This is a genomic window from Comamonas sp. 14P8.1.4, from assembly GCF_057799285.1.
The window spans coordinates 1-26,033 of record NZ_JBYOKN010000002.1 but is presented as its reverse complement, the minus strand read 5'-3'; the positions used below and the strand labels follow the sequence as shown (position 1 = coordinate 26,033).

Sequence of the window (26,033 nt, the reverse complement as noted above, 5' to 3'; positions counted from 1 at the left end):
ATAAAAAAACTGAAGCTGGCAGCGCTGGCGCAGCTTCAGTTTTCAGTGGTTTTTACTGTCAAACGCTTATTGGATGAGCGCTTGAGGCTATGGTTTTTACCAGTTGGGGTGCTGGTTGCTCCATTCGCAGACCAGGCGCAGCAGTGTGCGGTTGACGTGCTCCAGAGAGATATCGTGCTCCTCGCACACTTCGCGCACGGTGGCTGCACCGTTTTCGCGCTCCATCGCAAAAGCCAGTTGCAGGCTGGGTGCGTAGGGGCCTTCGCCGCGCACAGCGGCGTCGGGAATGCGCTCCGACAGTGGCAGGCGGGTGAGCGTGGCTTCCAGCGACTCGTCCAGCACATCGTTCAGGCGTGCAAACAGGCCGCACAGGTAGACCTCGCTGCGCAGCTCCTGGCTGACGCCGGCATCCAGCAGGTGCGAAGTCAGTTGCGCACGCATCACGGCGCTCAGGCGGATGGGTTGCAAGTCCTTATCATGGCTGGCATGCACCAGCTGGTTGGCCAGCCACTCTTTGAGCGTGCCGTAGCCCAGCATGACCAGCGAGCGGCGCAGGGAGTTGATCGGGTTGCGGGCGCCCAGGGCGGCCGAATTGGCATACAGCATGAAGCGGTAGGCCAGCAAAGGGTCTTCGCTGAGAATTTCTTCGAAGATGTCCAGCGACTGATCGGCGTCCACGGCCTTCATCAGGCGCTGCACATGTTCGTGCGAAGGGTGCAGCAAACGCGCACCACGCAGGCGGTGCAGCACATCGTCCGTGGGCCAACCCGCAATCGCGCTGGCGCTGTAGTGTTCCAGGCAGCGGCGCACCAGGGCCTGGCTGTGGATCTCTTCATACATCTGGCCTTCCAGCAAGGCCAGGCGCTGCGGCACTGGTTGATCCACGGTGGTGCGCATCAGAATCAGCGCATCCTGGGGCTCCAGGTGCAGCAAGCTGCAAGCGTAGTCATTGGCCTCTGCCGTGGTGGGCAGCTGGTTCATGCCGCCGCGCCACACCAGGCGCACACCGCGCTGCGCGGCCTGCGCGACGCGGGTTTGCAGCTCGGGGTGGTCTGCCATCCACTCCGCACGCACTTCCAGGGCCCAGGCTGGGTTAGGAGTGATGTGCGAGAGCATGGCCTGCAGCAGGGCCACCGATTGCGGTGACAGCAGCAGCCGTGGTGAGGACGGTGCCCACATCTCGGCCAAGATGCGCAGCAAGTGTGCGGTGTCGACAGGCTTGCTGGGGTCGTCGTGCAGAAACAGCTGCACGCCGCCCAGATTGCGTTCGGCATTCCACAGCGGGCGATAGCCCATCACCAAAGCATTCAGAACAAATTCCACGGTGCCAACCTAGGGTGTCAGAGGGGATGAATCATCAGCTTAGCTGATGTAATCAAACAGGGACAGTTTCTGGATCGACGCGTAGGACTGCAGCGCGGCAGAAACCGCGGTTTCCTGCGTCTTGAGCTGCGACAGTGCGGCCACCATATCGATGTCTTCGGCAGCGGAGCGCTGGGCTTCCATCTGCTCATTGCGTGCCAGCAGCGTGGAGCCCATGCGTTCGGCCTGATTCAGCAAGTCACCCGCGACACCACGCACGGTGGAGACGCGGTTGAGCTGGGTGTCGATTTCAGCCAAAGACTTGGCCAGGCCATGGGCCAAAGCGCCGTGGTCGGTGGTGCCATCGGAGTTGCCGTTGCTTTTCACTGCCGCGATGGCGTTGTCCAGCGCTTCGAAAATGGACAAGGTCTCGCTGGGCTTGACCGTGAAGGTGTCACCGGCCTTGGGTTCTCCGGTGATGACCAAATCCATGCCGGCTACCGAGATGGCATCGCCAGATTTGTATGCCGTCCAAGTGGTGCCGCCATCGATGCTGTATTCCACGCCATCTGCACCATCTTGGAACGTGATGTCGATGGGGGTGGTCACTGCTGTAGCAAGTGCGGGGTCTTTGATCGTGCCCACATCGGCCCAAGCGGTGCCGGTATTGGTTGCGCCAATATCCACCGCCAGCACGCCGTTGCCCGTCTTGCCGCTGAAGAACGCTAGCGCACCATCCAAGGAGTTGGTGATGGTGTATTCGCTGCTATTGGGCTGACCGCCGCTAATGCCTTGTGATCCATTGGGGAAAGGCGTTGCGGCCTCTGTGTCCAAGCCGCGGAACAGGGGCAAGCCATTGCTGTCCGTACGATTGGTGTACTTCAGGATCTGGTCGCGCAGACTTTGCAGCTGCTCGACCAAGGTGTCGCGCTGCGTCTGGTTATAGGCACCGTTACCCGCATTGACGATCAGCGAGCGGAACTCTTGCACGGCACTATTGATTTCACCGAGCGTGGATTCGCCGTACTTGATGGTCGCGGTCTGCGCATCCAGCATGCGCTGATCGGTTTCAATGCGTGTCAGGCGCGTGCGCGCACGCTCTGCCTGGGCCGCAGCCACAGGGTCATCGCTGGCGCGAATCACACTTTTGCCAGCTGATGCATGTTCCATCTGGTTGGCCAAATCAGCCTGTTGCTTGCTGATGTTGCTGATGGTGCGGTCGTACATGTGCGCCGTACCAAGGCGGGTAATGCTCATGGGGTGACTCCTGGTGTGTGCGTCAATTAACGGCCGCCAACAGCATTCAGAACGCTGTCAAACAGGGATTGGGCGGTTTGGATGATCTTGGCGGAAGCCTGGTAGGCCTGCTGGTACTGCAGCAAGCGCGCGGCTTCTTCGTCCAGATTCACGCCAGAGACCGAGGTGCGGTCTGCGTTCAGGTTGTTGGCCACGGTTTCAGACAGCTCGGCGGCGTACTGCGCGCTTTGTGTACGTGTGCCAATCACGGCCATGGCGGCGGAGAAACCGTCACTCAGCGTGGTGCCACCATCAAAAATAGTGGCATCGCGTAGCGAAAGAAAGGCCGAGGCGTTGCCTGCGTTGAGCTTGAGGCCATCACCCAGATCCTTGGAATTGCCCACCGAGACGGCGTCACCTTGTTTGGGTGTACCTGTCATGGTGATGCTCCAGCCCAGCACGGTGATGGGGTTGCCGGAGGTGTAGGTGCCTGCAGCAGTCGCTGTATCCCAAGTATTGGTTGCGGCATTCCAGGTTTGGTAGGTCACCTCGTAATGGCCCGCATCATCGATGAATTGGATGGTGGCCGGTGTACCTTCTGCGGGAATCTGGCTCTGAACAGGGATGCCCGCGTTGTCCACGGTGCCCAGGCTGTTCGTGCGCAAGCTGGTGAGTTGCAAAGAGCCGAGATTGCCTGTGGCCATGCTGGCCGTGACGGCATTGGAGACCGCCAAACCTGCGGCGTTGTGCACCAAAGGTTGAATTTCATCCGCCGCTTTGTTGAACGGCTGGAACAGGATGCTCTGGCCTTTCTGTGCAGCGTTGGTGATGGCACCAGGCACGGTGAACTGCAGGCCATCCACAGTTTGGTTGATGTCGCCGGTCACAGGATCCATCGTCAACGCGGTGAGCTGACCATCCGAGAGGCGTACCAGCTGGGCACCACCTGCCCCATCAAACTGGATGCGGTAGTCCGAAGCCACCAGCGCATGGGTGTCAGATACGGCCGCTTCTGCGCGCTGTGCCGCATTGTCTGCGTTGTAACCGGTAATGTTGCTCCAGCCGGTGGTCGTGCCTGTCAGCTTGAACAAATCCGTGCCGTAGTCACCGGACAGGGTCAGGCCCAGCTTGTTTTGGTTGTTCAGCTCCGTACCAATCGACAGTGCCAAACGGCCCAGCAAGTTGCGTCCAGCCACCAGGTCATCGTTGTTGAACTTGAGCAGACCGGCGATTTCGCCACCACCCACCATGGCCGCAGTCAGCTCGACTTTCTCACCATTGGACTGGCTGAAATACAGCGACAGTTTTTGGCTGCCTGGGTATTCCACCGTTTCAGCCACGCTCAGTTGGCCTGTGCTGCTGCCCAACACCAACGCCTGGCTGCCACCCACAAACAAGTTGATAGCGCCGTTGTCGGCATCGACCTGGGTGGTCTGGATGTATTGGTTGATTTCGCGGATCAGTTGATCGCGTGCATCCAGCAGGTCATTGGGCTGGTGGCCAGAGGCCAAAGAGCGCGCAATTTGCGTGTTGAGTGACGCTACCTGACCGGCCAGATTGTTCACCAGCGTCACGTTATTGGTGATTTGCTGGTTGGTGGAGTAGTCCAGCTCTTGCAGCGTGGCCGAAGCCGCGCGAAAACGTGCGGTCAGCTCGCTCATGCGGGTCAGCACCACGCTGCGGGCGGTGCCGTCGGCGGGGGCAGCTTCGACGTCGGCGAAGGCATTCATCATGCTGTTGATCGCTGCGCCCAGGCTGCTGTCGCCGCCCGAGTAAACGTCCTGCATCTGCATCAGCGACTGGTAGCGGATGGCATCGGCAGCGCTGGTGGCATTGGCTGCGTTGGATTGCTTGCCCAGCAGCTCGTTGTAGTTGCGCATGATGGTGGCAACTTGCACACCTTTGCCCACATACCCGGTGCCCAGGTTCTGGCCCACCAGTGCCTTGGTGGCCACGGTTTGGCGCGAATAGCCAGCGGAGTTGACGTTGGCAATGTTGTGACCAGTGGTGGTCAGCGCTTGCTGGTTGGCGATCAGTGCGGAAACGCCGACGTTCATTAAGCTCATGTGCGTATCTTTCTAAAGCTTTAACCTTGGGTGCCTTGTTGGGCAGCACGTGCGCTTTCAATGGCACGAGACAGCTTGCTGGCGTATTGAGGATCGGTGGCATAGCCTGCGTTTTGCAGGGCGGTGGCGTAGGCGTTGGCGCTGCCAGTGCTTTGCACGGCCTTGGCGTAGCGCGGGCTCTCGGTGATCAGGCGCGCGTAGTCGCGGAATGAATCTTCATAGGATTCATAAGCGCGGAATTTGGCTTTGACCTTCTGTGCCACGCCGTCGACGTATTCGGTGGTGGTGATCTCGGCCACCTTGCCCGTCCAGCTGCCGCCGGCCTTGATGCCGAACAGGTTGAACGAGTTGCTGCCGTTGTCACCGCGGATTTCGCTTTTCCCCCAGCCGGTTTCATGGCCGGCTTGGCCCAGCATGTAGCTGGCGGGAATCCCGCTTTCGCGGGCCACGCGTTGGGCCGCGTTGTTGTGGGATTGCACAAAGTTGTCGCGGCCCTTGGGGGACGGGGCATACGCATCCAGAAACGCCGTGCTGCCACCCAGTGGCGAGGTGCCGGACAGCCCGGGGTAGCGGGCGCTGCGGCCTGCAAAGCTGACGGTGGAAGGAATGCTGAAATTGCGCTCCATCCCGCCCAGCGCGGAAGCGGTATTGCCTCCTGCATCGGCAGGATCAATCCCCATGGAGCGGGCAATCTGCGCCGTGATCGCATCGGCCAGGCCGCCAGGCATGCCGGACATGGAAACCGACAGCTGCTGGTCCATCATGGAGTCGGCCAGCTTGGAGCTTTCGTTGTCCAGCAAGCCACTTTTCATGGTGGCTTGGCGCATGCTCTTGATCATCTCGTGCATGAACAACGATTCCAACTGCTTGGCGGCTTCACGGGCTGCCTGCGGATTGTTGGCGTTGGCCTGGTTTTTCAGGCTGTTGAGTGCGTTGACATCGGTGGCCAGCGCATTGCTTGAATGGATCGTGCTCATATCACCTCCAGCTCGGCGTTCAGTGCGCCTGCCGCCTTGATGGCCTGCAAAATGGCCAACAAATCCTGGGGTGTGGCACCCAGCGCATTGAGAGAGCGCACCACATCCGCCAGTTGCGGAGAAGCAGGCACGCGAATGATCTTGCCGGGCTCTTGCTTGACGTTGATATTGGTTTTCTCTGCCACCACGGTCTGCCCTTGTGAGAAGGCGCCAGGCTGGCTGATGACGGGGGTGGAGTCGATGGTGATGGCCAGGTTGCCGTGGGCAATCGCGCAGGGGCCGAGGGTGACGGCCTGGTTCATCACAATCGAGCCAGTGCGGGCATTGATCACGACCTTGGCTGCAGGCTTGTTCACCGGCAGGTTCAGCTCTTCAATATCGGCGATGAAACCCACGCGTGCACCGGGGTGCTGGGGGGCGCGCACTTCGACCGTGCGACCGTCGAGCGCCATGGCCGTGCCAGCGCCGTAGCGGCCATTGATGGCCTTGACGACCTGGTTGGCTGTCTGGAAATCGGTGTCGTTCAGGCCCAGCTTGATGGTGTCGCCATCGTTGATGGGCGTGGGCACTGCTCGTTCAACCTGGGCACCCTGAGGGATACGGCCAGCGCTGAGGTGGTTGATTTGTACTTTGGAGCCGCCCTGCGAGGCACCTGCACCACCGATCACCAGGTTGCCCTGGGCCAGCGCGTAAATCTCGCCATCCGCACCGCGCAGGGGGGCGGTGATCAGCGTGCCGCCTTTGAGCGATTTGGCATTGCCCATCGACGAGACATTGATGTCAATGTGCTGGCCGGGCTGGGCAAAGGCGGGCAACTCGGCAGTCACGATCACGGCCGCAACGTTTTTGAGCTGCAGATTGTTGGTGTTGGCCGTGGCGGGCAGGGTGATGCCCATTTGCTGCAGATAGTTCGACAGCGTCTGGGTGGTGTAGGGCATCTGGGTGGTTTGATCACCCGTGCCATCCAGACCGACGACCAAACCATAGCCTGTTAACTGGTTGGACCGTACGCCCTGAACCGAGGCCACTTCCTTGATACGTAAGGCGTGTGCTGGTGACACCAGCATGCCGCCGCTAAGGGCCAGCAACGCCAGGGCAAGGCGTGCGGTGCGGAATGTGGAGAGCGTGGACAGTACTTTCATACTGCCCAATTCTGGAGAGCTTTAGAAAGGGATAAAGCTCAAAAAGAAGCGGGACAACCAGCCAATTGCCTGCGCTGAATTTTGCTGGCCGCGGCCGCGCGATTCCACGCGTACATTGGCCACTTGGGTCGAGCTGATCACGCTGTTGGGCTGCAGCTGGTAGGGGTCCACCGTGCCGGTAAAACGCAGCACATCCACGTTCTGGTTCACGCCAATTTGTTTTTCGCCGGTGACCACCAAGTGGCCGTTGGGCAACACTTCCACCACGGTGGCCGTGATGGCACCGGTGAAGGTGTTGGCACTGGTGGTGCCGCCGCCGCCTTCAAAGTCGGCATTGCTGCCCACGCCCAGCTTGCCCAGCTTCTGTGCGGTGCCCAGTGCACCGCCGGTCAGCAAAGGCAGGTCGGTGATGCCGGCCGACATTTTGCTGTCGCGGTTGACGGTGGAAGAGGATTGTTGGCTGGCGGTGACTTTTTCAGCGATTTGAATCGTCACCATATCGCCCACCAGGCGCGCGCGGCGGCTTTCGAAGGGCGGGCGATAGCGATTGGCCTGGAACAGGCCGCCCGAGTTTTGCGCCTGCTGCTGGGGCACCGCAATGGCGGTGGCGGGCAGCGGGTGGGTCTGGCTTTGCAAATCCACCGGTGGCGGTTCGTTGAACGCGCAGCCGCTGACGACCAAGCTGGCTGCCCCCCACAGCGCGACGCGTGGAGCGCGCTGAGACAACGCAAAAACTTGGAACAGAGGGCGAGAGGCGGACATAAACGCTCCGAAGAAATGCAAAACAGGAGCGGCTAGCGGTGGTGAATCAAAGGTTTTACAGATATTTCTGTGTGAATCCCTTTGAAATAGACCGCTTGCTGCTCTGATTATTGAAGTTGAATTACAGCTGCGACAGCTTGGCCAGCATCTGGTCGCTGGTGGAGATGGCTTTGGAGTTCATCTCGTAAGCGCGCTGGGTCTGGATCATGTTGACCAGCTCTTCCACCACGTTCACGTTGGAGCCTTCCAAAAAGCCCTGCATCACCGTGCCCAGGTTGTTGGTGCCCGGTGTGCCTGTCTGGGGGGCGCCCGAGGCCGCGCTTTCGCGGTACAGGTTCTCACCGATGGGCTCCAGACCTGGAGGGTTGATGAACGAAGCCGTGTTCAGCTGGCCGATCTGCTGGGGCAGTGCTTGGCCAGGCAGTGTGGCGGAGACCGCACCCGAGCGGCTGATGCTCAGCTTGGTTGCATCCTGGGGCACGGTAATACCGTCCAGCAGGGGGTAGCCGCCGGCAGTTACCAGCTGGCCGTTGGCATCCTTGCTGAAGGTGCCGTCACGGGTATAGGCCGTGGTGCCATCGGGCATCTGGATCTGGAAGAAACCGTCACCGCTGATGGCCACGTCCAGGTCCTTGCCGCTTTCCATGGGCGTGCCCTGGGTGAAGTTGCGCGTAGTGGCCACAGTGCGCACACCCAGGCCCAGGTGCATACCTGTGGGCAGCACGTTTTGTTCATCAGCTTGCGAGCCCACTTGGCGCAGGTTTTGATAGATCAAGTCTTCAAACACCGCGCTTTGGCGCTTGTAGCCAGTGGTGGAGACGTTGGACAAGTTGTGCGAGACCACATCCATCTGGGTCTGCTGGGCAGACATACCAGTCTTGGCAATCCACAGGGAATTCATCATGGTGAAGTTTCCTTCCGTATTTCGTTGCGTTCGGCTTAGCCGTTCATGCTCAGCAGCTGGCTGGCGGTTTTGTCATTGGTTTCGGCCGTGGTCAGCAGCTTCATTTGCTGCTCGAACTGGCGCGAGGCGGCGATCATGCCCACCATGGCTTCCACGGCGTTCACGTTGGAGCCTTCGAGTGCACCGGCCACCATGGTGGCGTTGGCGTCTGCAGGCAAATCGCCCTGGGCGTTGCGGAACAGACCGTCATCACCACGTTTGAGGGGTTGTTCCAGATTCGGGGTGACCATCTTCAGACGGCCGATGTTGATGGGGTCTTGCCCATCCAGCGTAGCCACCACCGTGCCATCGCCGCCGAAACTCACGCGTGCATTCTGGGGAATGTCGACCGGGGCGCCGCCGTCGGTCAACACGGGCAGGCCGGTGGCAGTCACCAGTTGGCCGTCGGCGGTCACTTCCAGTGCGCCGTTGCGGGTGTAGGCCTCCAGGCCATCCATGCCCTGCACGGCAAACCAGGCATTGCCACGGGCCATCAGGTCCGTGCTTTTGCCGGTGGTCATCGCGGGGCCTGCCAGGTCCAGGTGGCCCGATGTGGCATCCAAACCGAAAACGCGCGTGCTGGAGCCTTGGCCTTCCAGGGGGACAGAGCGGAAAGTGCTCAGCTCGGCACGGAAACCCGTGGTCGAGACATTGGCCAAGTTGTTCGACAGCACCGCCTGCCGTTGTGCAGCGGCGTTGGCGCCGGTCATGGTGGTGTAGATGATGCGGTCCATTACGAGCTCCTAATTGCGCGTGTTCGGGGGCGTGCGCTTAGCGCAGGTTCACCAGGGTCGAGAAGATCTGGTCTTGGGTCTTGATGGTCTGGGCATTGGCCTGGTAGGCGCGCTGCGCAGTCATCATGTTGACCAGCTGTGCGGTCAGGTCCACGTTGGACTCTTCCAGCGCACTGCCTTGGATCGTGCCGAAGCTGCCGGAGCCCGCTGCGCCGTAGATGGCAGGGCCTGAGTCTGCGGAAGCCACCCAGTTGTTGTTGCCATCCGGCTGCAGGCCTTGGGTGTTGGTGAACTTGGCCAGGGCCACCTGTGCTTCAGCGCGGGTGATGCCGTTGGAGTAGGTCGCCATCAAAGTGCCGTCCGAACCCACGTTGACCGAGGTCAGCTCGCCCGAGGCGTAGCCGTCTTGCGTCAGGCGTGCCACCGAGAAAGCGCTGCCCAGCTGGGAGACGCCGCTCAGGTCGATGTCGACATCCCAGGGGCCTGGGTTGGGGTTGTTGGGGTTGGTCGTGGTCACCGTGGTGTTCAAGGTGGTGCCAGCGGGTGCGTTGAACTGCGGCACATAACCTGCATCGCCAGGGTTCAGACCCGCAGGGTCAGTGGCGCCGCTGTAAGTTGCAACGTCCTTCAGTTTCCCTGTGGAGTCGAATGTCAGCTGGCCAATCGGCTCGGCGCCTGCATCGAGGCTGTCATACACCGTCCAGGTATTGGCATCGGTCTTTTCGAAATACATGGCCAGAGGCGTTGCCATGCCTTGCTCGTCAAACACTTCCAGCGAGGTGCCGTAGGTGGCGCGTGCGGGGGCCGGCACGGCATTCTGGTCGACGCGTGCGTCCAGGTTGATCGTAGCCTTGACGTTATCGGTTTGCTTGGCGGCAATGGGTGCGCCAGTGGGGAAGACCAAGTTGGTCAGCGCCACGCTGGTGCGCACGCCAGTATCGGGGTCGATGGAATAGCCTTGTACCTTGTCACCGTTCACGGTGACCAGCTCGCCGGCCTTGTTCAGCTGGAACGCGCCGTTGCGGGTGTAGGCAGTGCCGGTGCCGGTTTGCACCACAAAGAAGCCGTCACCGTTGATGGCCATGTCCAGGCCATTGGCGCTGGGCGTGATCACGCCTTGGGTGAATTGCTGCGAAACGGCTGCCACGCTCACACCGATACCGGTGTTGTTGGTGCTGGCTGCGCCCATGGCGCTGGCCACCATTTCGTTGAATTCAGCGCGGCTGTTTTTGAAGCCAACGGTGTTGCTGTTGGCAATGTTGTGGCCGATGACATCCAGGTTTTTGCTGGAAGCGTTCAGGCCGGAAAGTCCGTGGTGAAAACCCATGATTAGCTCCTACGAATTTAAAACACAGCCTTGACGCTGTTGTAGTTAACGCTGCTGCCGTTGCCCAGTTCCAGCATGAGCGAACCATTGCTGATGCTGGTGGCGACCACAGCGCTGGGAGACAGCGTGGTGGCTTTGACAGCGGCGCTGCCATTGGTCGCAGTGACCTTGAAGCGCAGATCCATGCTGTCGCCGGTGTAGTTGCTGCCATCCCAAGTGAAGTAGTTGCGGCCCGCGGCGGCGCTGCCCAGCTCCATGGTGTCCACCAACTGACCCGAAGCCGTGGTGACGGTGACGGTGACGTTGGCGGCCGAGCCTTCCAGGTCAAAGCCTGCAGTGCCGCTGAGCTTGGTGGTGCCGTCATCGTTTTGCGATGCAGACAGGCCCAATTGGTTACCTTCGGACAGCACGGTGTGGCCAATCATGGAAGCGCCTTGCAGCATCTGCATGGAGGCAAACTGACCGGTCACGCTCTCGACGGTGGTGTTGAGCTTCTCAATACCGCTGACGGTACTGATTTGCGCCATTTGGGACGTCAGCTGTGCGTTGTCCATTGGCTGGGTGGGGTCCTGGTTCTGCAACTGCGCGACGAGCAGTGTCAAGAACTGGTCCTGCATGTCAGCGGCCGAAGTGGCGGAGCTGGTGCTGCTGGATGTGGTGGTGCTGGTGTTTGATACGCCGGAGATCATGTGCGTCAACCTTTGAATGATGGCTTATTGGCCCAGTTGCAGCGTTTTCAGCAGCAGCGACTTGGCGGTGTTCATGACTTCCACGTTGTTCTGGTACGAGCGGGAAGCCGAAATCATGTTGACCATCTCATCGACGGCATTCACATTGGAGTGGGTGACGTAGCCCTGTGCATCGGCCAGTGGGTGCTCGGGGTTGTGCACGCGGCGGCCTGGGGTGTTGTCTTCTGTGATGTCCTTGACCTTGACGCCTGCAGAGCCTTCAGGGCCCATGGGAGCGGTCTGGAACACCACCTGGCGAGCCTTGTAAGACTCGCCATCGGGACCGGCGACAGCATCGACGTTGGCCAGATTGGAGGCCACAACGTTCAAACGCTGGGATTGCGCGCTGATGGCACTGCCAGAGACGCTGAAGATGGAGAACATGGACATGGCGATGGTTTCCTTGTGTCAGTGCGGCTTACTGGCCGGTGATGGCGCTGAGCATGGTTTTGGACTGGCCGTTGAGAAAGCGCAGCGTGGCTTCATAGCGCACAGCGTTGTCCACAAAGTTGGCGCGTTCGCGGTCCAGATCCACGGTGTTGTTGTCCAGGCTGGGCTGCGAAGCCAGTGCGTAGCCCAGCGGGCCTTTGCCATCGCTGCCAAATTTTTCAGTGGGCAGCGGCATGTGCTGGGCATGCGTGGTGCTGGCTTCTTGCAAGGCCTTGCGCACCGAGCTGTGGTCGCCTTGGGCGGCCTTGAGCGTCTTGGCAAAGTTGAAGTCGCGCGCCACGTAGCCCGGTGTGTCGGCATTGGCGATGTTGCTGGAGATCACACGCTGGCGCTCTGCGCGCAACAGCAGAGCGTCGCTGTGGAAGTCCAAACCGCCGGTCATTTTGTTGAGCATGTGATTCCTCGCTGAATATGGAAAACGAAAACGGTGACACCCCAGCCCTCAGACTTTGGTGCGTGCAGCGATTATGGAAACGCCGGGTTTTTGCTAAAGCGCGAAGAAAGCGGGGTTGCAGGCGTACTTCGGCGTTTAGCGCCAGCCGCTCTCGCCCTACAGTGCATGCCATGCACCATTCTGTTTTTTCGCTGTCTGCTCTCTCTTCACGCGTCGCGCGCGCTGTCGTGCGTCTGTCTGCGGGCGCGCTGGTGGCAAGCAGTGCTTCTGCAGTCCTGGCGGAGGATTTGTCCGCACTCAGCAGCCAATGGCTGCAGGACGCTTTGGCTCAGAGCGACAAACAAAGCGTGCCGCTGCGCATGGAAGTGGTGGTGGGTAAGCTGGACCCGCGCTTGAACCTGGCGCCCTGCCTGCGTGTGGAGCCCTATCTGCCCAGCGGCAGCAAGTTATGGGGCCGCACCCGCATTGGCATGCGCTGCGTGGAAGGGCAAAAGCCCTGGAATGTGTTCATGCCCGTCACCATCAAGGCTTTCGGGCCTGCGTGGGTGCTGGTCAACAACGTCAGCATGGGCGAGGCGCTCACTTCGGAGCACGCCATGCAAAGCGAGGTGGACTGGGCCGAGTCGCCCCATGCCATCATTGCTTTACCTGACGACTGGATCGGACAAACGGCGGCACGCAATCTGACAGCTGGCATGGCCCTGCGCCAAAGCATGGTCAAAGCCACCGAGATTTTCAAACCCGGTGCGGGCGTGAAAGTGCTGGTAGAAGGGGGTGGGTTTGTGCTTACTTCCTCTGGTAAGGCGCTGGAAGGTGGAGCACCTGGGCAAAATGTACGCGTACGCATGGACAATGGCCGCACGGTGATAGGTACCGTCAATCAGCAAGGCGAAGTCGTTGTTGCACAGTGATACAGACGGTTGAAAGAAAATACTCAAGTTTTCTTTCCATAGGTCGATGGTTAGACTACGGAGCCCTTGAGCGGGGCGATTGGAGCAGAAATGAAGGTCGGACAAAATACCAATATCGAAATGCTGGCAGCCAAGGTGCAGCAAAACGTTGCACAACAAGCCCAGCAAAGCAAAAGCGGCACTGCCAGTGAAGTGGTGCAGCAAACCCGTGCGAATGCCGCAGGGGTGCCTGTGACCGTGTCGAACTCGGTGCGCTCGCTGGATCAGAACACCAAATCGTCTTCGGATGTGGACATGGTCAAGGTCAATGCCATCCGTGAAGCGATTGCCAACGGCACGTTCAAAGTGAACGCCAGCGTAATCGCCGACAAGATGTTGGTGGACGCCGCGGCGTTGCTGGGCGCAGGCCGCGTCTAAACCCTGAAGCGGGCGCTTGTCGCCGGTTGCCGCCTTCTCGACCTTCGGCGGCACCGGACCCAAGCGCCCGAACTCCGTCTCAACCGCTCAAAATCTCTGTCACAGCCATGCAACTCAGCGAAGCTCTGGAACAAATTGACGGCATGATCGATCTGGTCAATGCCCTGGTGCTGGAAAACCAACCCGAATCCACCGAACAGGCCATTCGCCAGCTGCGCGATGGCATGCAGGCTTTTGCCGGCCTGGCGCAGCGCTTCGGTGCGGATCAGTTCAATGCGCAGAATGTGCAGCGCATGCAGGTCATGTCGGAACGCCTGACGCAAATGCGTGGCCACATTGCCAAAGTCTCGGCCATTACGGCCCAGCAGCTGGCCACCTTGATGCCTGAGCAGTCCATCAGCCACACCTACGGCGGCAGCAAGCAGCCGGGTGCAGCGGCTTCGGTGGCGCGCATGTACCACATCAGTGGTTAAGATAATTTAAATTTCATAGCGTATAGCGCTCGTGTTGTCTGTATTTCAGGTGGTTAAGTATCTGAAATGTAGAAGCAACCAGCGCGAGCAGCTATCAAAATAAAAAAAAGCGCCATATTTGGCGCTTTTTGCATGGTGGGGTTGGATTCAGTGGGCGCGCATCTTGGTGCGCAGGCGGGCGATGGCCTGGCTGTGCAGCTGGCACACGCGCGATTCGGTCACTTCCAGCACGGCGGCAATCTCTTTGAGATTCATCTCGTGCTCGTAGTACATGCCCATCACGTATTTTTCGCGCTCGGGCAGATTTTCAATGGCGCTGACCAGGGCGGTGCGCATGCGCTCATCGCGCAGCAGGGCGAAGGGGTCGGCGTCTGAGTCGGCCACAAAGCGGTCCAGAAAGTTGCCGCCGTCGTCGTCGCCGGGGGTGATGTCTTCGAGGTAAACCAGCTGTGTGCCACGCACTTTGGACAGCAGCGACTGGTATTCACCCAGCTCCAGCTCCATGGAGCCCGCAATTTCCGACTCTTTGGGCGCACGCCCCAGCTCTTGCTCGAGCTTGTGGATGGCGCGTTCAATGTCTTTCTGGCCTTTGCGCGAGCTACGGCTCATCCAGTCGTTTTCACGCAGTTCATCGAGCATGGCGCCGCGAATACGCTGGCCGGCAAAGGTCTCAAACTGCACACCTTGGCTGGATTCGTAACGGGACAGGGCATCGGCCAAGCCAATCATGCCGACCTGGATGAGGTCATCCAACTCCACGTTGGGCGGGAGTTTGGCAATCATGTGTTGCGCAATGCGGCGCACCAGCGGGGCATGCTGGCGAATCAGCGCATCGCGGTCCAACTGGCCATGGGCGGTGTACATTGACTCAATGGCTCCACACAGCAGGCGATGAAGAATGAGGGTGGGCTGCACCGGCAGCGACAGCCTCTTGCGGGGCGAACACGGTTTCCGAGTGTACAAGGCATTGTAGGGCCCAGCGCTGCAGCTGACGCGGTTGGAGCGGATCAAACTGCTCGCACAGCGGCTCGTCATGCAAATGGTGCATGGCGCACTGCGACAGCGACTTGAGCAGCGAATCCAGCCCATAACCTGCGGGGCGCATGGCCACCAGGCGGGGCATTTGGCCGCTGGCCATGAACATCTGCTTGAGTGCGCGGTAGCTGCTCACCACGTTACGCGACTGGGCCGGTACCAGCTGGATGGAGGGCTGCGAGCAGCCTTGCATCATGCCGGCCAGCAAGGGGGCAGGTGCCCACAGCACAACCAGAGCATGGTTGCGCACATAGCGGTAGAGCAGATCCAGCGGGCGCTCTCCGGTGATGGAGGCTTTGTGCTGCAGCTGCACCAAACCGCGTGCGGCAGGCAAGGTGGCCACGCTCAGCGGGTTGCTGATTTCGGCCGCCAGCGCGTTGAAGGCGTAGCCCTGGCGGGGCTGCAGCATGTCCTGCAGTCCGGGCGTGGCTTCCGACTCTTGTTCAGAGCCATCGAGCACGACCACCGGGTAGCCTTGCTGCTGCAATTGCGCACAGGCCATCCAGACCGCGGCGGCATCTGCGGGATCGCCGGATGGCACCACAGGCAATACACGCAGCGACGACTGCGCGCCTTGCCAGTGCAGGCCTGTTCCTTGGTGCCATACGCTCTCAAGCATGCAAAGCTCCGTGGGCCAGGCCCGAAGAAGATTCGGTGAAGTAGAAGTCCATGTCCAGCGTCGATGGGTCATACGCCGACTTGGTGTGGGCACGCATCGATGTGGCCACCAGTTCGTTGGCGTTGGCGCGGGAAAAGTCTTCCGGCACGCGCTGGCCGTTGGTGATGCCGCGCAGCACCAGTTGGTGGCGGATCAGTGCATCCAGCGCAGGGGCCAGCTTCACGGCCTCATCCACCTTGGACAAGATCGCTTGCTTGCAGCCTTCACGCTTGAAGGCCGCCAGGGCTTCGTCCAGCGTGTCGCCATGGGCGCCAGCGTTGGCCACCAGCAGGCGTTGGATGCCAGGCAGGTTCAGCACTTCCAGAATGTCTTCCTTGCGGGGGTCGCGCGGTGCCACACCGGTGGTGTCGATGAGTACCATCTTCTTGCCAGCCAGCAGACCCAGCAGGTCTTGCAGCGCGGCTTTGTCATGGGCCAGGTGTGCCACCACACCCAGCATGCGGCCGTAGGCACGCAGTTGTTCGTGGCCACCCACGCGGTAGGTGTCCAGCGTGATCAGGCCGACGCTGTTGGGGCCGTGCTTGGCGGCGCACAGGGCGGCCAGCTTGGCAGCAGTCGTGGTTTTGCCCACGCCGGTGGAGCCCACCAGTGCGAAGACACCACCTTGGTCCCAGATGGGGGCTTCGGCGCTGTCGGTGCGCAGATTGCGCTCCAGCACCTGCACCAGCCACTTCATGGCATCGGCCGTGCCCGCATCCTGGGGCAGGCGTTCCATGATGGTGCGCGACAAGGCCGGCGAGTAACCGGAGCGAATCAGCTTGAGCATCATGTTGCTGTGCAGCGGATTGGCACGGGTCTGGTTCATCCAGGTCAGGGTGTTGAAGCGCTCTTCAATCAGATCCTTGACGGATTGCAGCTCGTTCATCAGCGCAGGTGCGGCCACAGGGGCTGCAGCCGTCGCTTTGCGGGGTTGCTCTGCAGGCAGCTCAACAGCCAGGCCACGCAGGGGGTTGTGTTTGACCACCGATGGTGCGGTGGGCAGCGGGGCGCTGTCACGCACCGCATCCAGGCGGTTCTTGCGAGCAAATGTGGGCATCGCTTCGGGGGCGACTTCACCGGTCATTTCCTCGTTGCGGCGGCGCAGCATGCGTTCGCGCACATAGTCCTGGAAGGACAGGGTGCTCATGGCCAGCTGTTCGGTGTCTTCTGCCACGCTTTGGCGTGGATTGGCTTTCACCGTGGGCTTGGGCATTTGCTGCAGCAGGGCATCCATGCGGATAGGGGCCTTGGGCGTTTGCTTGGGGGCGCGGGTCTCATCGGCCTCACGCGCCTGGATGGCTGCCATCAGACCGGGGCTGGTTTGGCTGCCCTGGTCCAGATTGCCCAGTGCGTCCTCGGCCGTGGCCATGACTTCCACACCAGAAGCGGTGGGGCGGTTGGACAAAATCAATGTGTTTTCACCGAAAACGGCACGCGCCTTGTCCAGGGCCTCACGGGAGGTAGGGGCTATGAAGCGTTGGATGTTCATGCGTTTGCACCTTTAAGAATGGGGCCGATGCGGATCGTGTGGGTCTCGGGGATCTCGCTGTGCGCAAGCACTTGGAGACGCGGGGCTACACGGCGCACCAGGCGTGCGATAGCGTTTCGAATGGCGTCCGGTACCAGCAAGCAAGCGGGCATGCCCAGTTCTTCTTGCTTGTTGGCGACTTCGGCCGCACGTTGTGTGAGCAGGTCTGCCACGCCGGGGTCCAGCGAAGGAGCTTGAGGATTGCCCAGGGCTTGTACCAGCAGGCGTTCCAGTCCGGGCTCGATCGCAATGACGTTGAGTTCACGGGTGGGGCCGTAGATCTGCTGCACGATGGCAGGGGCCAGTGCAATACGTACACGGCGGGCCAGTTCTACGGGGTCTTGGGTCAGCGAGGCGTTTTCGGCCAGTGTCTCGATGATGGTGCGGATATCACGGATGTGCACAGCATCCTCCAGCAGCAGCTGGAGAACTTTCTGGAACGCAGTGATGGACACCATTTTGGGAATAACTTCTTCGATCAACTTGGGCGCGGTTTTGGCCACGTGCTCCACCAGTTGTTGCACCTCATTACGGCTCAACAGCTTGGCAGCATGCATTTGCATCAAGTGTGACAAATGTGTCGCCATGACAGTTTCCGAATCAACGACGGTAAAACCAGCCATTTGTGCCGCTTCCTTTTGGCGCTCGTCGATCCAGTGCGCGGGCAGACCAAAGGCGGGGTCGGTGGTGGGCGTGCCGATCAACGGCGTCGTGATGCCACCGGGATTGATGGCCAGGTACATGCCGGGGAAGGCTTCGCCTTCGCCGACCATCACGCCGCGCAGCGTCAGGCGGTAGGCGCTGGGCTTGAGTTCCAGGTTGTCACGCACGTGCACGGCAGGGGGCAGGAAGCCCACTTCCTGTGCAAATTTGCGGCGCACGCCCTTGATGCGGGTCAGCAGGTCGCCCTGGCGCTTTTTGTCCACTAGTGCAATCAGGCGGTAGCCCAGTTCCAGGCCCAGCAAGTCCACGGGTTGCAGATCGTCCCAGGTGGCTTCGGTATCTTGTTGCGGTGCCGCCAGTGCGCCGGGCATGGGTGCTTCGCCAGTGCCGGCTTTGGCTTGCTGTGTACGCTGGGTGTTGCGGCGGTGAATCAGCCAGGCGCCATAGCCAAACAGCGAACCCATCACCAGGAAAACCGTGTGGGGCATATTGGGGATCAGACCCAGCATGATCAGAATGCCTGCGGTGATAGCCAGCGCGCGGGGCGAAGCCAGCATCTGGTTGGCAATTTGCTTGCCGGTGTCGTTGTCCTTACCCACGCGCGAGATCACCATGGCGGAGGCCACGGAAATCAGCAGACCAGGAATCTGTGCCACTAGCGCATCGCCCACAGCTAGCAGCACGTAGCTGTTGGCGGCGTCGCCAGCGCTCAGGCCGTGCTGTGCCATACCGATGATGAAGCCACCAACGATGGTGATGATCAGAATCAAAATACCGGCCATGGCGTCGCCGCGCACGAACTTGGAGGCACCGTCCATCGAACCGAAGAAGTTGGCTTCTTCGCCCACTTCAGCGCGGCGGCGCTTGGCTTCGGCTTCGTCGATCAGGCCGGCGTTCAAGTCGGCATCTACGGCCATCTGTTTGCCGGGCATGGCGTCCAGGGTAAAGCGGGCCGACACTTCGGCGATACGCTCGGCACCCTTGGTCACCACCACAAAGTTGATCACCACCAAAATCGCAAACACGATCAGACCGACGGCAAAGTTGCCGCCAATCAGAAAGTGGCCAAAGGCCTCGATCACCGCACCCGCAGCGCCGGGGCCGGTGTGGCCTTCCAGCAGCACCACGCGGGTGGAGGCCACGTTCAGCGACAGGCGCATCAAGGTGGTCAGCAGCAGCACCGAAGGAAAAGCCGCAAAGTCCAGCGGCTTGACCATGTAGGCCGCAATCATCATCACCATCAAGGCGGTGGCGATGTTCAGTGTAAAGAAGGTGTCCAGCAACCATGGCGGGATGGGCAGCACCATCAGCGCCAGGATGGCAATCACCAAGATGGGGGCGGCCAAGCTCTGGAGCGCCATGCCGTGCTTGGTGTTCCAGGTTTGCAGGTTTTTCAGGAGTGCAGTGCTCATGGGTGCAGTGCTTTCTAACGCTTAAGGCTTCGCTGCCGCAGCACGCTTGGTGTGCGGGTCAAGTTCAGGGGGCACATGGGGCTGAACCAGCTCACCAGGTGCAAGAGCCTCGCCGCGCATCGCGGCCTTGAGGCGGTATACATAGGCCAAAACCTGGGCCACGGCGGTGTACAGCGTGGAAGGAATGGACTGATCAATCTCGGCGTGTGCATACAGCGCACGGGCCAGCATGGGGGACTCCAGCACGGGAATCTCATAAGCCTTGGCCACTTCACGAATCTTCAACGCCACCAGATCGGCGCCCATGGCCACCACTTGGGGAGCAGCCATGGTTTTTTCGTCGTAGCGCAGTGCGACGGAATAGTGGGTGGGGTTGGTGACCACAAAGTCGGCCTTGGGCACGGCGGAAACGCTGGCGCGCTGGGCAATTTCGCGCTGCTTTTGGCGAATCTTGCCTTTGAGCTCGGGGCTGCCTTCGGACTCTTTGTGTTCTTGCTTGACTTCCTGGTGGCTCATCTTCAGGCGCTGCAGGAACAGCACTTTTTGCAGCGGCACATCGATCATGGCGACGACAAAGACCACCACCAGCAGCATGACCATGCCGCTGACAATCCAGTTGCCGGCTTCGGCCAAGGCGGCAGAGCCGCCCAGCGCGGGAATGTGGGACAAATCCACAATGCCGCTCTTGATGTGGAACCAACCCACAGTGCCCAAAATAATGGTCAGCACCACGTTCTTGACGGCGGTGATGATCTGCTGTTTGGAGAAAACGTTGCCCAGCCCAGAGATGGGGTTGATGCGGCTGAACTGCGGCATGATGGGCTTGGTGCTGTAGACCCAGCCGCCGGACATCAGCGTCAGGATGATGGAGACGGTATTGAGCGCCAGCGCAAAAATCACGCAGCCCATGATGCCCACCAGCGCCATCTCGATCAGGCGCTCCATCATCAGCTGCGGGGCCAGCACCGTCTCAGCGGTGAAGGACATCTGCTTGCTCATGGCAATGCGCAGGTGGTGCATCAGGGTGGGGCCACCCATCATCACCATCAACGAGCCCACACCCAATACCGCCAGGTGGCCGAGATCGCGTGAACGCGATGTCTGCCCGTCCTTGCGGGTTTTCTGCAGCTTCCGTTCGGTTGCTGGTAGGGATTTATCTTGGCTCGATTCCATGACGGCGTGAGGGAAAGGTCTCACGCCATTGTCCGCAAGCGGCCAAATTGCTAAAGCTGGAAAAGCGAGCGACACCGGTCGCTTATTGGGCGCCCACTGCGGTGGGGAGCGCCGGGCAATCTGCTAGCGGTTGTGCAGATGCTTGAAAAAACATAGCTGCCAGCGCTTGATAAATCTAGACTTCCAATAGAAAACTGCTGGAAATCAAGAGCAATCAAGCGCAAGAAGCTATGCTTTTTAAAATCCCAAACTGGCGAGCAAGTCGTCCACCTGGGACTGGGAGGTCACCACGTCCTGGGCGTTGGGGTCCACCACAGGGCCTTGCAGCTGCGGGTGGGCTGCAGGCGCGGCTGCAGCGGGCGGTGCTTCTGCGCCCGTGGTTTCTGCCAGGGCAGCGGCCCACAGGTCATCGGCCTGATCGGCACAGACGCTGGCGCCTGTTGCCATGGCGGCCGCAGCACTGACTTCGCCCTCATCCAGCAAGGTGGCACCGCTGGTCACCTGCGGTGCAGTCTGCAGCAGCAGCTCCACCAACTGGCTTTCCAGGTCGCCGGCCAGACGCACCACCTTGGCAATCACTTGCCCGGTCAGGTCGTGGAAGTCCTGGGCCATCATGATGTCGGTCAACTGGTTGTCCACGATTTCCGTGGATTTTTCCATGTCTTCCAGGTAATTCATGATGTGGCCCTTGGCCACCGCTGCGACAGGGTCCGCAATCATGGACTGGCGCATGTGCTTGGTCTGCGCCACGATGTCGGTTTGCCGGTCTTTGGCGTCATCCACCAAAGACAGCACCTTCTCCGCCGCTTCACCCGTCAGTCGCGCAATATAGGAAAGACGGTTCTGCGCGTCCGGCAACTCTTCGGTAGCGCCACGCAACCGGTCGGCATAGCCCAACTCGCGCAGCGAATTGTGCAGCTGGCGTGTGAGCAAGCCGATTTTGTTGTGGACATTGCTCTGGTCGAAACCGGCGGGCAATGTGTCGCTGTGAGGCGTTGCTTGGTCCATGGGCTTAGCTCAGGCCAACCTTCTTCAAGATCAGGTTGACCTTTTCTTCCAAGGTGGCCTTGGTGAAGGGCTTGACGATATAGCCCGCAGCACCGCCTTGGGCAGCCGCCACGATGTCTTCCTTGCGGGCTTCGGCAGTCACCATCAGCACGGGTAGATGCTTGAGCTTGTCATCGGCCTTGATTTCGGTGAGCAGCTGAAAGCCGTTCATGTTCGGCATGTTGATATCGGTGACCACAAAGTCGAACTTGCTGTTGCGCAGCTTGTGCAGTGCAGCCACACCGTCTTCGGCTTCATCAGCCTCCGTAAAGCCACTTTCCTTCAGCAAATTGCGCACAATACGGCGCATGGTGGAGAAGTCGTCAACGATCAAAAAACGCAGGGCATTGGTAGCCACAGAGGCCCCTTTCGGTCAAATATTCATTCTGAATAAAGCCTGTGCCAAAGCGCAGGCTTCGTCCTTAGTCACAAATTGTCACGGAGTTTCGCGTGTTGGAGTGGGATTCTCCTGCTTTTCCGCTTGCAATTTGTTGTCTTCTTGCGCAGAAGGCGCTGGCTTACCCAGCAAGCGTTCTTCCGCTTCGTGCGTCAGCACGGTAATCGTGATGCGCCGGTTCTGTGCCGCACGGGGGTCATCGGGGTGCAGCAAATCGCTGGCCGCCAGACCCACCACACGCGCCAATTTGTCGTTGGGCATGCCAGAGGCCACCAATTCGCGGCGCGAAGCGTTGGCGCGGTCGGTAGACAATTCCCAGTTGCTGTAGCCCTTCTCGCCGGTGCCGTAGGGCGCCGCGTCGGTGTGGCCAGCCAGACTGATACGGTTTTCCACGCCACCCAGTGCAGCGCCTACTTCCCGCAGGATGTCGCGCATATACGGCTTGACGATGGCACTGCCAATGTCAAACATCGGGCGGTTTTGCTCATCCACAATCTGGATCTGCAAGCCATCCGGCGTCACATCGATGCGGATTTGCGACTTGTACTCGTTCAGCGTGGCGTTGCTCGAGATCATGGCGTCAATCTTGGCGCGCAGCGCTTTGATGCGTTGGGCATCTTGCGCGGCACGTTGCTGACGCATGTTCTTGCGGTGCTGGTCGTTTTCTTCTGATTCGGAGCGTTTGACCTGGCCGTGAATTTTGGCCAGATCGGTGCCGCCGCCAGGGATGATGCTGGAGCTGTTGCCCGAGCCGTCACCGCCGTTCATCGCCACCTTTAAAGGGGAGTTGAAATAAGCGGCAATGCCCTGCAGGTCACCCTTGGAGGTCGAGCCCAGCAGCCACATCAGCAAGAAGAACGCCATCATTGCCGTCATAAAGTCGGCATAGGCAATCTTCCACGCACCACCGTGGTGGCCATGCTCACCCTTCTTGATGCGTTTGATGATGATGGGCTGCAGCTTCTTGTCGTTGGCTGCCCCGGCTTGTGCGCCGCCGGGAGCGTTTGGGGGCGGCATCGCTTACTTCCTCTTGACGTGCTCTTCCAGCTCCAGGAAGCCAGGGCGCTCCGTCGAATACAGCACCTTGCGACCAAACTCAATGGCCGTGGGTGGGTTGTAGCCCTGCATGCTGGCAATCAGCGTGCACTTGATGCATTCAAACTCTTTGCTGCCATCTTGGTGGCGTTGCTCAATCAGGCCAGCCAAAGGCTCGACCAGCGCATACGCCAGCAAAATACCCAGGAACGTACCCACCAGGGCCGAGGCAATCATGCCACCCAGTACCGAGGGAGGCTGGCCCACGGAGCCCATGGTGTTCACCACACCCAGCACCGCAGCCACGATACCGAATGCAGGCAATGCACCGGCCAGGCGTTGCAGGGCCACCACCACGCGGTGGCCTTCCTGGTGATGGGCATCGATCTCGTTGTCCATCAGGGTTTCAATTTCGTGGGAATTCAGGTTGCCCGACACCATCATGCGCAGATAGTCGGTAATGAATTCGACCAAATGGTGATCTGCCTGCAAATCTGGATATTTCTGGAAAATTTCCGAGTTTTCAGGTTCTTCCACATCCATTTCAATCGCCATCAGACCTTCTTTGCGTGCTTTTTGCAGCAAGTCGTACAGCAGGGCGAGCAAGCTCATAAAACGAGCTTTGGTGAATTTAGAGCCTTTGAGCGCAGAGGGGATCGCAGCCATGGTGGCCTTCAGCACTTTAGGCTGGTTGCTCACAATGAACGCGCCAATCGCGGCACCACCAATGGTGGCCATTTCAAAGGGGAGGGCTTTGCCCAGCACGCCCATGTTTCCGCCGTGAAGGGCGTAAACACCGAAGACGCAACCGAAGGCGATGATGTAACCAAAAAGGACAAGCATGTGGAAATTGTGTCAGAACCTAAACAAAGCCAAGCGCAGGAATGGTGCATGAAAAGCCATCTTGTTTATGGCTTTGCAGCTTTAGCGCCCATGGATGGATATAGGTAAAGCTGTAGTACAGCCTCTCCATTGCGTCACGCACGAGCAAAAAAACCACTGGAGGCTTTATCGGCATCCAGTGGTAATTCTGAAGGGGAAAAACGCAGCCTTGCTTAGCCCTGCAGCAATTGCAGAACTTGCTCAGGTTGGGAGTTGGCCTGTGCCACCATGGCCGTACCTGCTTGCTGCAGGATCTGGGTGCGGCTCAGGTTGGCAGTTTCCACGGCAAAGTCGGTGTCCATGATGCGGCCGCGGGCAGCCGACAGGTTCTCGACCTGGATGTCGATATTGTTCACAGCCGTCTCAAAGCGGGTCTGCATGGCACCCAAGGTGGCGCGTGCGGCGTTCACTTGGTCAATGGCGCTGTCAATTTTCTTCAGAGCCACCCAGGCGCCAGCTTGCGTGGTCACATCGATGTCATCCACGCCGCGCTCGTTCAGTTGCTGGTGACGTTCTTTGATGTCAAGACCTGCAACACCCGTCAGGGCTTCCAAGCGCGACACTTCGGCAAGAACTTGTGCATCTGTTGAGGTTGCTGTAATTGCAGAAGGTGTGACGCCTGCAAGAGTTTCCAAGGTTTCCAGATAGCCGCCGGCAGCTCTTGCAGAGGCTGCAGTGCCATCCCAGCCATTCTGTGCTGTCAGGGCGCCGTTGAAGCCAGTAACTGCGGTGCCAAGTGCTGCAATTACGGCATCAGCTGTTGTCTGTGTAGGGCCTGCCAGATATGCGTTATAGGCGGTGCCCAGCGCGCCAGTGGAGAGAGCGGCCTTGCCGCTGGGCTTAGAGGCAATCGCGGCTAAATCGTCAGCAAATTTTTGTGCTTCATCTGCAGTCCATGATGTAGGCGCTGTTGGGGTGGCGAGTGGGCTTACTGTGCCTTCCAGGCCTGTGGTCGCTGCGGTGAAGCCGGAGAATGTGATGTTCTTGGGGACATTGTTCTCATCCACACGCTCGGAAACCAGGGAGATGGTGTATTCCTGTGTGCCCTCTTTGAGGGTCATATAGGCAGTCACGCCAGTGTCAGCGGTCTTGTTATTGATGGCCGTGATGACTTGGCCAATGCGCTCCAGGCTGCTGTTGGCGGGGTCAAGTTCTTCCAGCTTGACAGCGGGCAGGCCATCGACCGTGATCTGCAGGGCGCCTGCAGGGATTTTTTGATCGAAATCGGCAATGGCTGGGCCTGCGTCATCGCTGACATTGAAGCCAATGCTAGTGGTCGAATAGTTGATGTTCGAAATCTGGCTGGCGCGGGTGTCTGCCAATGCGCCCAGCGTCACGTTGTCGCCGGAGTTGGCGCCCACTTGAAATACAGCGCCGGCAAACGAGCCGTCCAGAATCTTCTGGCCGTTGAAGTTGGTTTGCTTGGCCACACGGTCAATTTCAGCAGACATCTGCTTGACTTCGGCCTGCAGCGCCTTGCGGTCGCTGGCGCTGTTGGTGGCATTGGAGGCTTGCACCGCCAGTTCACGCATGCGTTGCAGCATGTCGCCCACTTTGCCCAGTGCGCCTTCAGCGGTCTGCGCGAGCGAGATGCCGTCGTTGGCGTTGCGCGATGCAACGGTCAGGCCCTTCACTTGGGTGTTCATGCGCTCGGCAATGGCCAAGCCCGCAGCGTCGTCCTTGGCGCTGTTCACGCGCAGACCTGAAGACAGGCGTTGCATGGTGGTGTTCAAAGACTGTCCCGACAACGACAGGTTTCGCTGTGCGTTGATGGAGGCGATATTCGTATTGATAGTTGCGGCCATTGCTTCGTTTCCTTCAGAAAAAGCGAGTTGCTTGGATCGCTCACATAGGCCATAGGCATAGATGCGCGTCAGGCAACGCTAGCGATGGGGGTAATTCTTCTATGGCTGCCCATTGCGCACTAAAGGAAATAAAGGTGGAAAAGGGGCTTATCTCGGTGCTTCCATAGGCAGTGGTGCGTGCCGTCTGTCGGTGTTGTGGCGTATGGCATGCCGACTGTCGGCAATTGGCTCAAGAGCCATGGCCTTGCTCCGAAGAAGCAGAAGACGGCGATTCAGCGAAGTGGCATTGGGCGGTAGTGGCCACGCTGCTGAAGCAAACACTTATAGATATTCAGGAGCAAACCATGGCCATGACCATCAACACCAATGTCGCTTCGATCAATGCACAGCGCAATCTGAGCCTGTCGGGCAGCACACTGTCCACCTCGATGCAACGCCTGTCTTCGGGCCTGCGCGTGAACAGCGCCAAGGACGATGCAGCAGGTCTGGCCATTTCGGAGCGCATGAACGCCCAAGCCAAGGGTTTGGCGGTGGCC

At 59.8% G+C, this 26,033-nt stretch carries 26 protein-coding genes; 4 read left to right on the top strand and 22 right to left on the bottom strand.

Annotated elements, in window-relative coordinates; genetic code table 11:
• Positions 1-96: 96 nt before the first annotated feature.
• The 12 genes from AC27VO_RS04750 to flgB form a co-directional block, all read right to left on the bottom strand.
• Entirely contained in the window at positions 97-1,323 is a 1,227-nt protein-coding gene (locus AC27VO_RS04750) for an HDOD domain-containing protein (RefSeq protein ID WP_488665575.1), read from the bottom strand.
• 39 nt (positions 1,324-1,362) lie between these two features.
• Positions 1,363-2,559: a flagellar hook-associated protein FlgL gene (gene flgL / locus AC27VO_RS04745; protein WP_488665574.1), complete on the bottom strand. Its 1,197-nt coding sequence runs from the start codon at positions 2,557-2,559 to the stop codon at positions 1,363-1,365.
• Between the two features lie 26 nt (positions 2,560-2,585).
• Positions 2,586-4,604 carry a flagellar hook-associated protein FlgK gene (gene flgK / locus AC27VO_RS04740; RefSeq protein WP_488665573.1) on the bottom strand — a complete coding sequence of 673 codons (2,019 nt, stop codon included), beginning with the start codon at positions 4,602-4,604 and terminating at the stop codon, positions 2,586-2,588.
• A 20-nt stretch (positions 4,605-4,624) separates the two neighbouring features.
• Positions 4,625-5,581: a flagellar assembly peptidoglycan hydrolase FlgJ gene (gene flgJ, locus AC27VO_RS04735; RefSeq protein ID WP_488665572.1), complete on the bottom strand. Its 957-nt coding sequence runs from the start codon at positions 5,579-5,581 to the stop codon at positions 4,625-4,627.
• Positions 5,578-6,723, bottom strand: a complete 1,146-nt coding sequence (locus tag AC27VO_RS04730; protein ID WP_488665571.1) for a flagellar basal body P-ring protein FlgI — start codon at positions 6,721-6,723, stop codon at positions 5,578-5,580. Before AC27VO_RS04730 ends, flgJ begins: the two co-directional genes overlap by 4 nt.
• A gap of 21 nt (positions 6,724-6,744) precedes the next feature.
• Entirely contained in the window at positions 6,745-7,485 is a 741-nt protein-coding gene (locus tag AC27VO_RS04725) for a flagellar basal body L-ring protein FlgH (protein WP_488665570.1), read from the bottom strand.
• Between the two features lie 121 nt (positions 7,486-7,606).
• Complete coding sequence (gene flgG / locus AC27VO_RS04720; protein WP_488665569.1) at positions 7,607-8,389, bottom strand: flagellar basal-body rod protein FlgG; 783 nt, start codon at positions 8,387-8,389, stop codon at positions 7,607-7,609.
• A 35-nt stretch (positions 8,390-8,424) separates the two neighbouring features.
• Complete coding sequence (flgF, locus tag AC27VO_RS04715) at positions 8,425-9,162, bottom strand: flagellar basal-body rod protein FlgF (protein ID WP_488665568.1); 738 nt, start codon at positions 9,160-9,162, stop codon at positions 8,425-8,427.
• A 37-nt stretch (positions 9,163-9,199) separates the two neighbouring features.
• Entirely contained in the window at positions 9,200-10,489 is a 1,290-nt protein-coding gene (gene flgE / locus AC27VO_RS04710) for a flagellar hook protein FlgE (protein WP_488665567.1), read from the bottom strand.
• A 17-nt stretch (positions 10,490-10,506) separates the two neighbouring features.
• Positions 10,507-11,178 carry a flagellar hook assembly protein FlgD gene (locus tag AC27VO_RS04705; protein ID WP_488665566.1) on the bottom strand — a complete coding sequence of 224 codons (672 nt, stop codon included), beginning with the start codon at positions 11,176-11,178 and terminating at the stop codon, positions 10,507-10,509.
• Between the two features lie 24 nt (positions 11,179-11,202).
• Complete coding sequence (gene flgC, locus AC27VO_RS04700; protein WP_219163593.1) at positions 11,203-11,607, bottom strand: flagellar basal body rod protein FlgC; 405 nt, start codon at positions 11,605-11,607, stop codon at positions 11,203-11,205.
• Between the two features lie 28 nt (positions 11,608-11,635).
• Complete coding sequence (gene flgB / locus AC27VO_RS04695) at positions 11,636-12,061, bottom strand: flagellar basal body rod protein FlgB (RefSeq protein WP_488665565.1); 426 nt, start codon at positions 12,059-12,061, stop codon at positions 11,636-11,638.
• 170 nt (positions 12,062-12,231) lie between these two features.
• Here flgB and flgA point away from each other — a divergent pair, with 170 nt between their 5' ends.
• The 3 genes from flgA to AC27VO_RS04680 all read left to right on the top strand — a co-directional run bounded on the left by flgA (position 12,232) and on the right by AC27VO_RS04680 (position 13,862).
• Positions 12,232-12,972, top strand: coding sequence for a flagellar basal body P-ring formation chaperone FlgA (flgA, locus tag AC27VO_RS04690; RefSeq protein ID WP_488665564.1), 741 nt, complete (start codon positions 12,232-12,234; stop codon positions 12,970-12,972).
• Between the two features lie 90 nt (positions 12,973-13,062).
• Complete coding sequence (gene flgM, locus AC27VO_RS04685) at positions 13,063-13,389, top strand: flagellar biosynthesis anti-sigma factor FlgM (protein WP_488665563.1); 327 nt, start codon at positions 13,063-13,065, stop codon at positions 13,387-13,389.
• A gap of 107 nt (positions 13,390-13,496) precedes the next feature.
• The gene (locus tag AC27VO_RS04680) at positions 13,497-13,862 is read left to right on the top strand and encodes a hypothetical protein (protein WP_488665562.1); all 366 of its coding nucleotides are present in this window, start codon (positions 13,497-13,499) and stop codon (positions 13,860-13,862) included.
• A gap of 147 nt (positions 13,863-14,009) precedes the next feature.
• Here AC27VO_RS04680 and AC27VO_RS04675 read toward each other — a convergent pair whose 3' ends face one another.
• From AC27VO_RS04675 to AC27VO_RS04630, 10 genes are all read right to left on the bottom strand, one after another.
• The gene (locus tag AC27VO_RS04675) at positions 14,010-14,726 is read right to left on the bottom strand and encodes an RNA polymerase sigma factor FliA (RefSeq protein WP_488665561.1); all 717 of its coding nucleotides are present in this window, start codon (positions 14,724-14,726) and stop codon (positions 14,010-14,012) included.
• 4 nt (positions 14,727-14,730) lie between these two features.
• Positions 14,731-15,516: a hypothetical protein gene (locus AC27VO_RS04670; protein ID WP_488665560.1), complete on the bottom strand. Its 786-nt coding sequence runs from the start codon at positions 15,514-15,516 to the stop codon at positions 14,731-14,733.
• Positions 15,509-17,044, bottom strand: coding sequence for a flagellar biosynthesis GTPase FlhF (gene flhF, locus AC27VO_RS04665; protein ID WP_488665559.1), 1,536 nt, complete (start codon positions 17,042-17,044; stop codon positions 15,509-15,511). The genes AC27VO_RS04670 and flhF overlap by 8 nt, the downstream gene beginning before the upstream one ends.
• Positions 17,041-19,158 (bottom strand): flagellar biosynthesis protein FlhA, encoded by a 2,118-nt coding sequence (gene flhA, locus AC27VO_RS04660; protein WP_488665558.1) that lies wholly within the window; start codon positions 19,156-19,158, stop codon positions 17,041-17,043. Before flhA ends, flhF begins: the two co-directional genes overlap by 4 nt.
• 21 nt (positions 19,159-19,179) lie before the next feature.
• Positions 19,180-20,331, bottom strand: coding sequence for an EscU/YscU/HrcU family type III secretion system export apparatus switch protein (locus tag AC27VO_RS04655; RefSeq protein WP_488665557.1), 1,152 nt, complete (start codon positions 20,329-20,331; stop codon positions 19,180-19,182).
• A 237-nt stretch (positions 20,332-20,568) separates the two neighbouring features.
• Positions 20,569-21,339, bottom strand: coding sequence for a protein phosphatase CheZ (locus AC27VO_RS04650; protein ID WP_488665556.1), 771 nt, complete (start codon positions 21,337-21,339; stop codon positions 20,569-20,571).
• A gap of 4 nt (positions 21,340-21,343) precedes the next feature.
• On the bottom strand, positions 21,344-21,736 hold the full coding sequence (gene cheY / locus AC27VO_RS04645; RefSeq protein ID WP_488665555.1) for a chemotaxis response regulator CheY: 393 nt from the start codon (positions 21,734-21,736) through the stop codon (positions 21,344-21,346).
• 78 nt (positions 21,737-21,814) lie between these two features.
• Positions 21,815-22,792 (bottom strand): flagellar motor protein MotB, encoded by a 978-nt coding sequence (gene motB, locus AC27VO_RS04640; RefSeq protein WP_488665554.1) that lies wholly within the window; start codon positions 22,790-22,792, stop codon positions 21,815-21,817.
• A gap of 3 nt (positions 22,793-22,795) precedes the next feature.
• On the bottom strand, positions 22,796-23,653 hold the full coding sequence (gene motA / locus AC27VO_RS04635) for a flagellar motor stator protein MotA (RefSeq protein WP_488665553.1): 858 nt from the start codon (positions 23,651-23,653) through the stop codon (positions 22,796-22,798).
• Between the two features lie 212 nt (positions 23,654-23,865).
• Complete coding sequence (locus AC27VO_RS04630) at positions 23,866-25,497, bottom strand: flagellin N-terminal helical domain-containing protein (protein ID WP_488665552.1); 1,632 nt, start codon at positions 25,495-25,497, stop codon at positions 23,866-23,868.
• A 344-nt stretch (positions 25,498-25,841) separates the two neighbouring features.
• Between AC27VO_RS04630 and AC27VO_RS04625 the strand changes: the two genes are divergently transcribed.
• Positions 25,842-26,033, top strand: a 192-nt coding sequence (locus AC27VO_RS04625; protein WP_488665551.1) for a flagellin N-terminal helical domain-containing protein, incomplete at its 3' end; no start/stop codon positions are given.

Coding starts and splice junctions, on each gene's coding strand:
- flgL (WP_488665574.1), bottom strand. CDS start 2,559: ATGAGCATTACCCGCCTTGGTACGGCGCACATGTACGACCGCACCATC.
- flgK (WP_488665573.1), bottom strand. CDS start 4,604: ATGAGCTTAATGAACGTCGGCGTTTCCGCACTGATCGCCAACCAGCAA.
- flgJ (WP_488665572.1), bottom strand. CDS start 5,581: ATGAGCACGATCCATTCAAGCAATGCGCTGGCCACCGATGTCAACGCA.
- AC27VO_RS04730 (WP_488665571.1), bottom strand. CDS start 6,723: ATGAAAGTACTGTCCACGCTCTCCACATTCCGCACCGCACGCCTTGCC.
- AC27VO_RS04725 (WP_488665570.1), bottom strand. CDS start 7,485: ATGTCCGCCTCTCGCCCTCTGTTCCAAGTTTTTGCGTTGTCTCAGCGC.
- flgG (WP_488665569.1), bottom strand. CDS start 8,389: ATGATGAATTCCCTGTGGATTGCCAAGACTGGTATGTCTGCCCAGCAG.
- flgF (WP_488665568.1), bottom strand. CDS start 9,162: ATGGACCGCATCATCTACACCACCATGACCGGCGCCAACGCCGCTGCA.
- flgE (WP_488665567.1), bottom strand. CDS start 10,489: ATGGGTTTTCACCACGGACTTTCCGGCCTGAACGCTTCCAGCAAAAAC.
- AC27VO_RS04705 (WP_488665566.1), bottom strand. CDS start 11,178: ATGATCTCCGGCGTATCAAACACCAGCACCACCACATCCAGCAGCACC.
- flgC (WP_219163593.1), bottom strand. CDS start 11,607: ATGTCCATGTTCTCCATCTTCAGCGTCTCTGGCAGTGCCATCAGCGCG.
- flgB (WP_488665565.1), bottom strand. CDS start 12,061: ATGCTCAACAAAATGACCGGCGGTTTGGACTTCCACAGCGACGCTCTG.
- flgA (WP_488665564.1), top strand. CDS start 12,232: ATGCACCATTCTGTTTTTTCGCTGTCTGCTCTCTCTTCACGCGTCGCG.
- flgM (WP_488665563.1), top strand. CDS start 13,063: ATGAAGGTCGGACAAAATACCAATATCGAAATGCTGGCAGCCAAGGTG.
- AC27VO_RS04680 (WP_488665562.1), top strand. CDS start 13,497: ATGCAACTCAGCGAAGCTCTGGAACAAATTGACGGCATGATCGATCTG.
- AC27VO_RS04675 (WP_488665561.1), bottom strand. CDS start 14,726: ATGTACACCGCCCATGGCCAGTTGGACCGCGATGCGCTGATTCGCCAG.
- AC27VO_RS04670 (WP_488665560.1), bottom strand. CDS start 15,516: ATGCTTGAGAGCGTATGGCACCAAGGAACAGGCCTGCACTGGCAAGGC.
- flhF (WP_488665559.1), bottom strand. CDS start 17,044: ATGAACATCCAACGCTTCATAGCCCCTACCTCCCGTGAGGCCCTGGAC.
- flhA (WP_488665558.1), bottom strand. CDS start 19,158: ATGAGCACTGCACTCCTGAAAAACCTGCAAACCTGGAACACCAAGCAC.
- AC27VO_RS04655 (WP_488665557.1), bottom strand. CDS start 20,331: ATGGAATCGAGCCAAGATAAATCCCTACCAGCAACCGAACGGAAGCTG.
- AC27VO_RS04650 (WP_488665556.1), bottom strand. CDS start 21,339: ATGGACCAAGCAACGCCTCACAGCGACACATTGCCCGCCGGTTTCGAC.
- motB (WP_488665554.1), bottom strand. CDS start 22,792: ATGCCGCCCCCAAACGCTCCCGGCGGCGCACAAGCCGGGGCAGCCAAC.
- motA (WP_488665553.1), bottom strand. CDS start 23,653: ATGCTTGTCCTTTTTGGTTACATCATCGCCTTCGGTTGCGTCTTCGGT.
- AC27VO_RS04630 (WP_488665552.1), bottom strand. CDS start 25,497: ATGGCCGCAACTATCAATACGAATATCGCCTCCATCAACGCACAGCGA.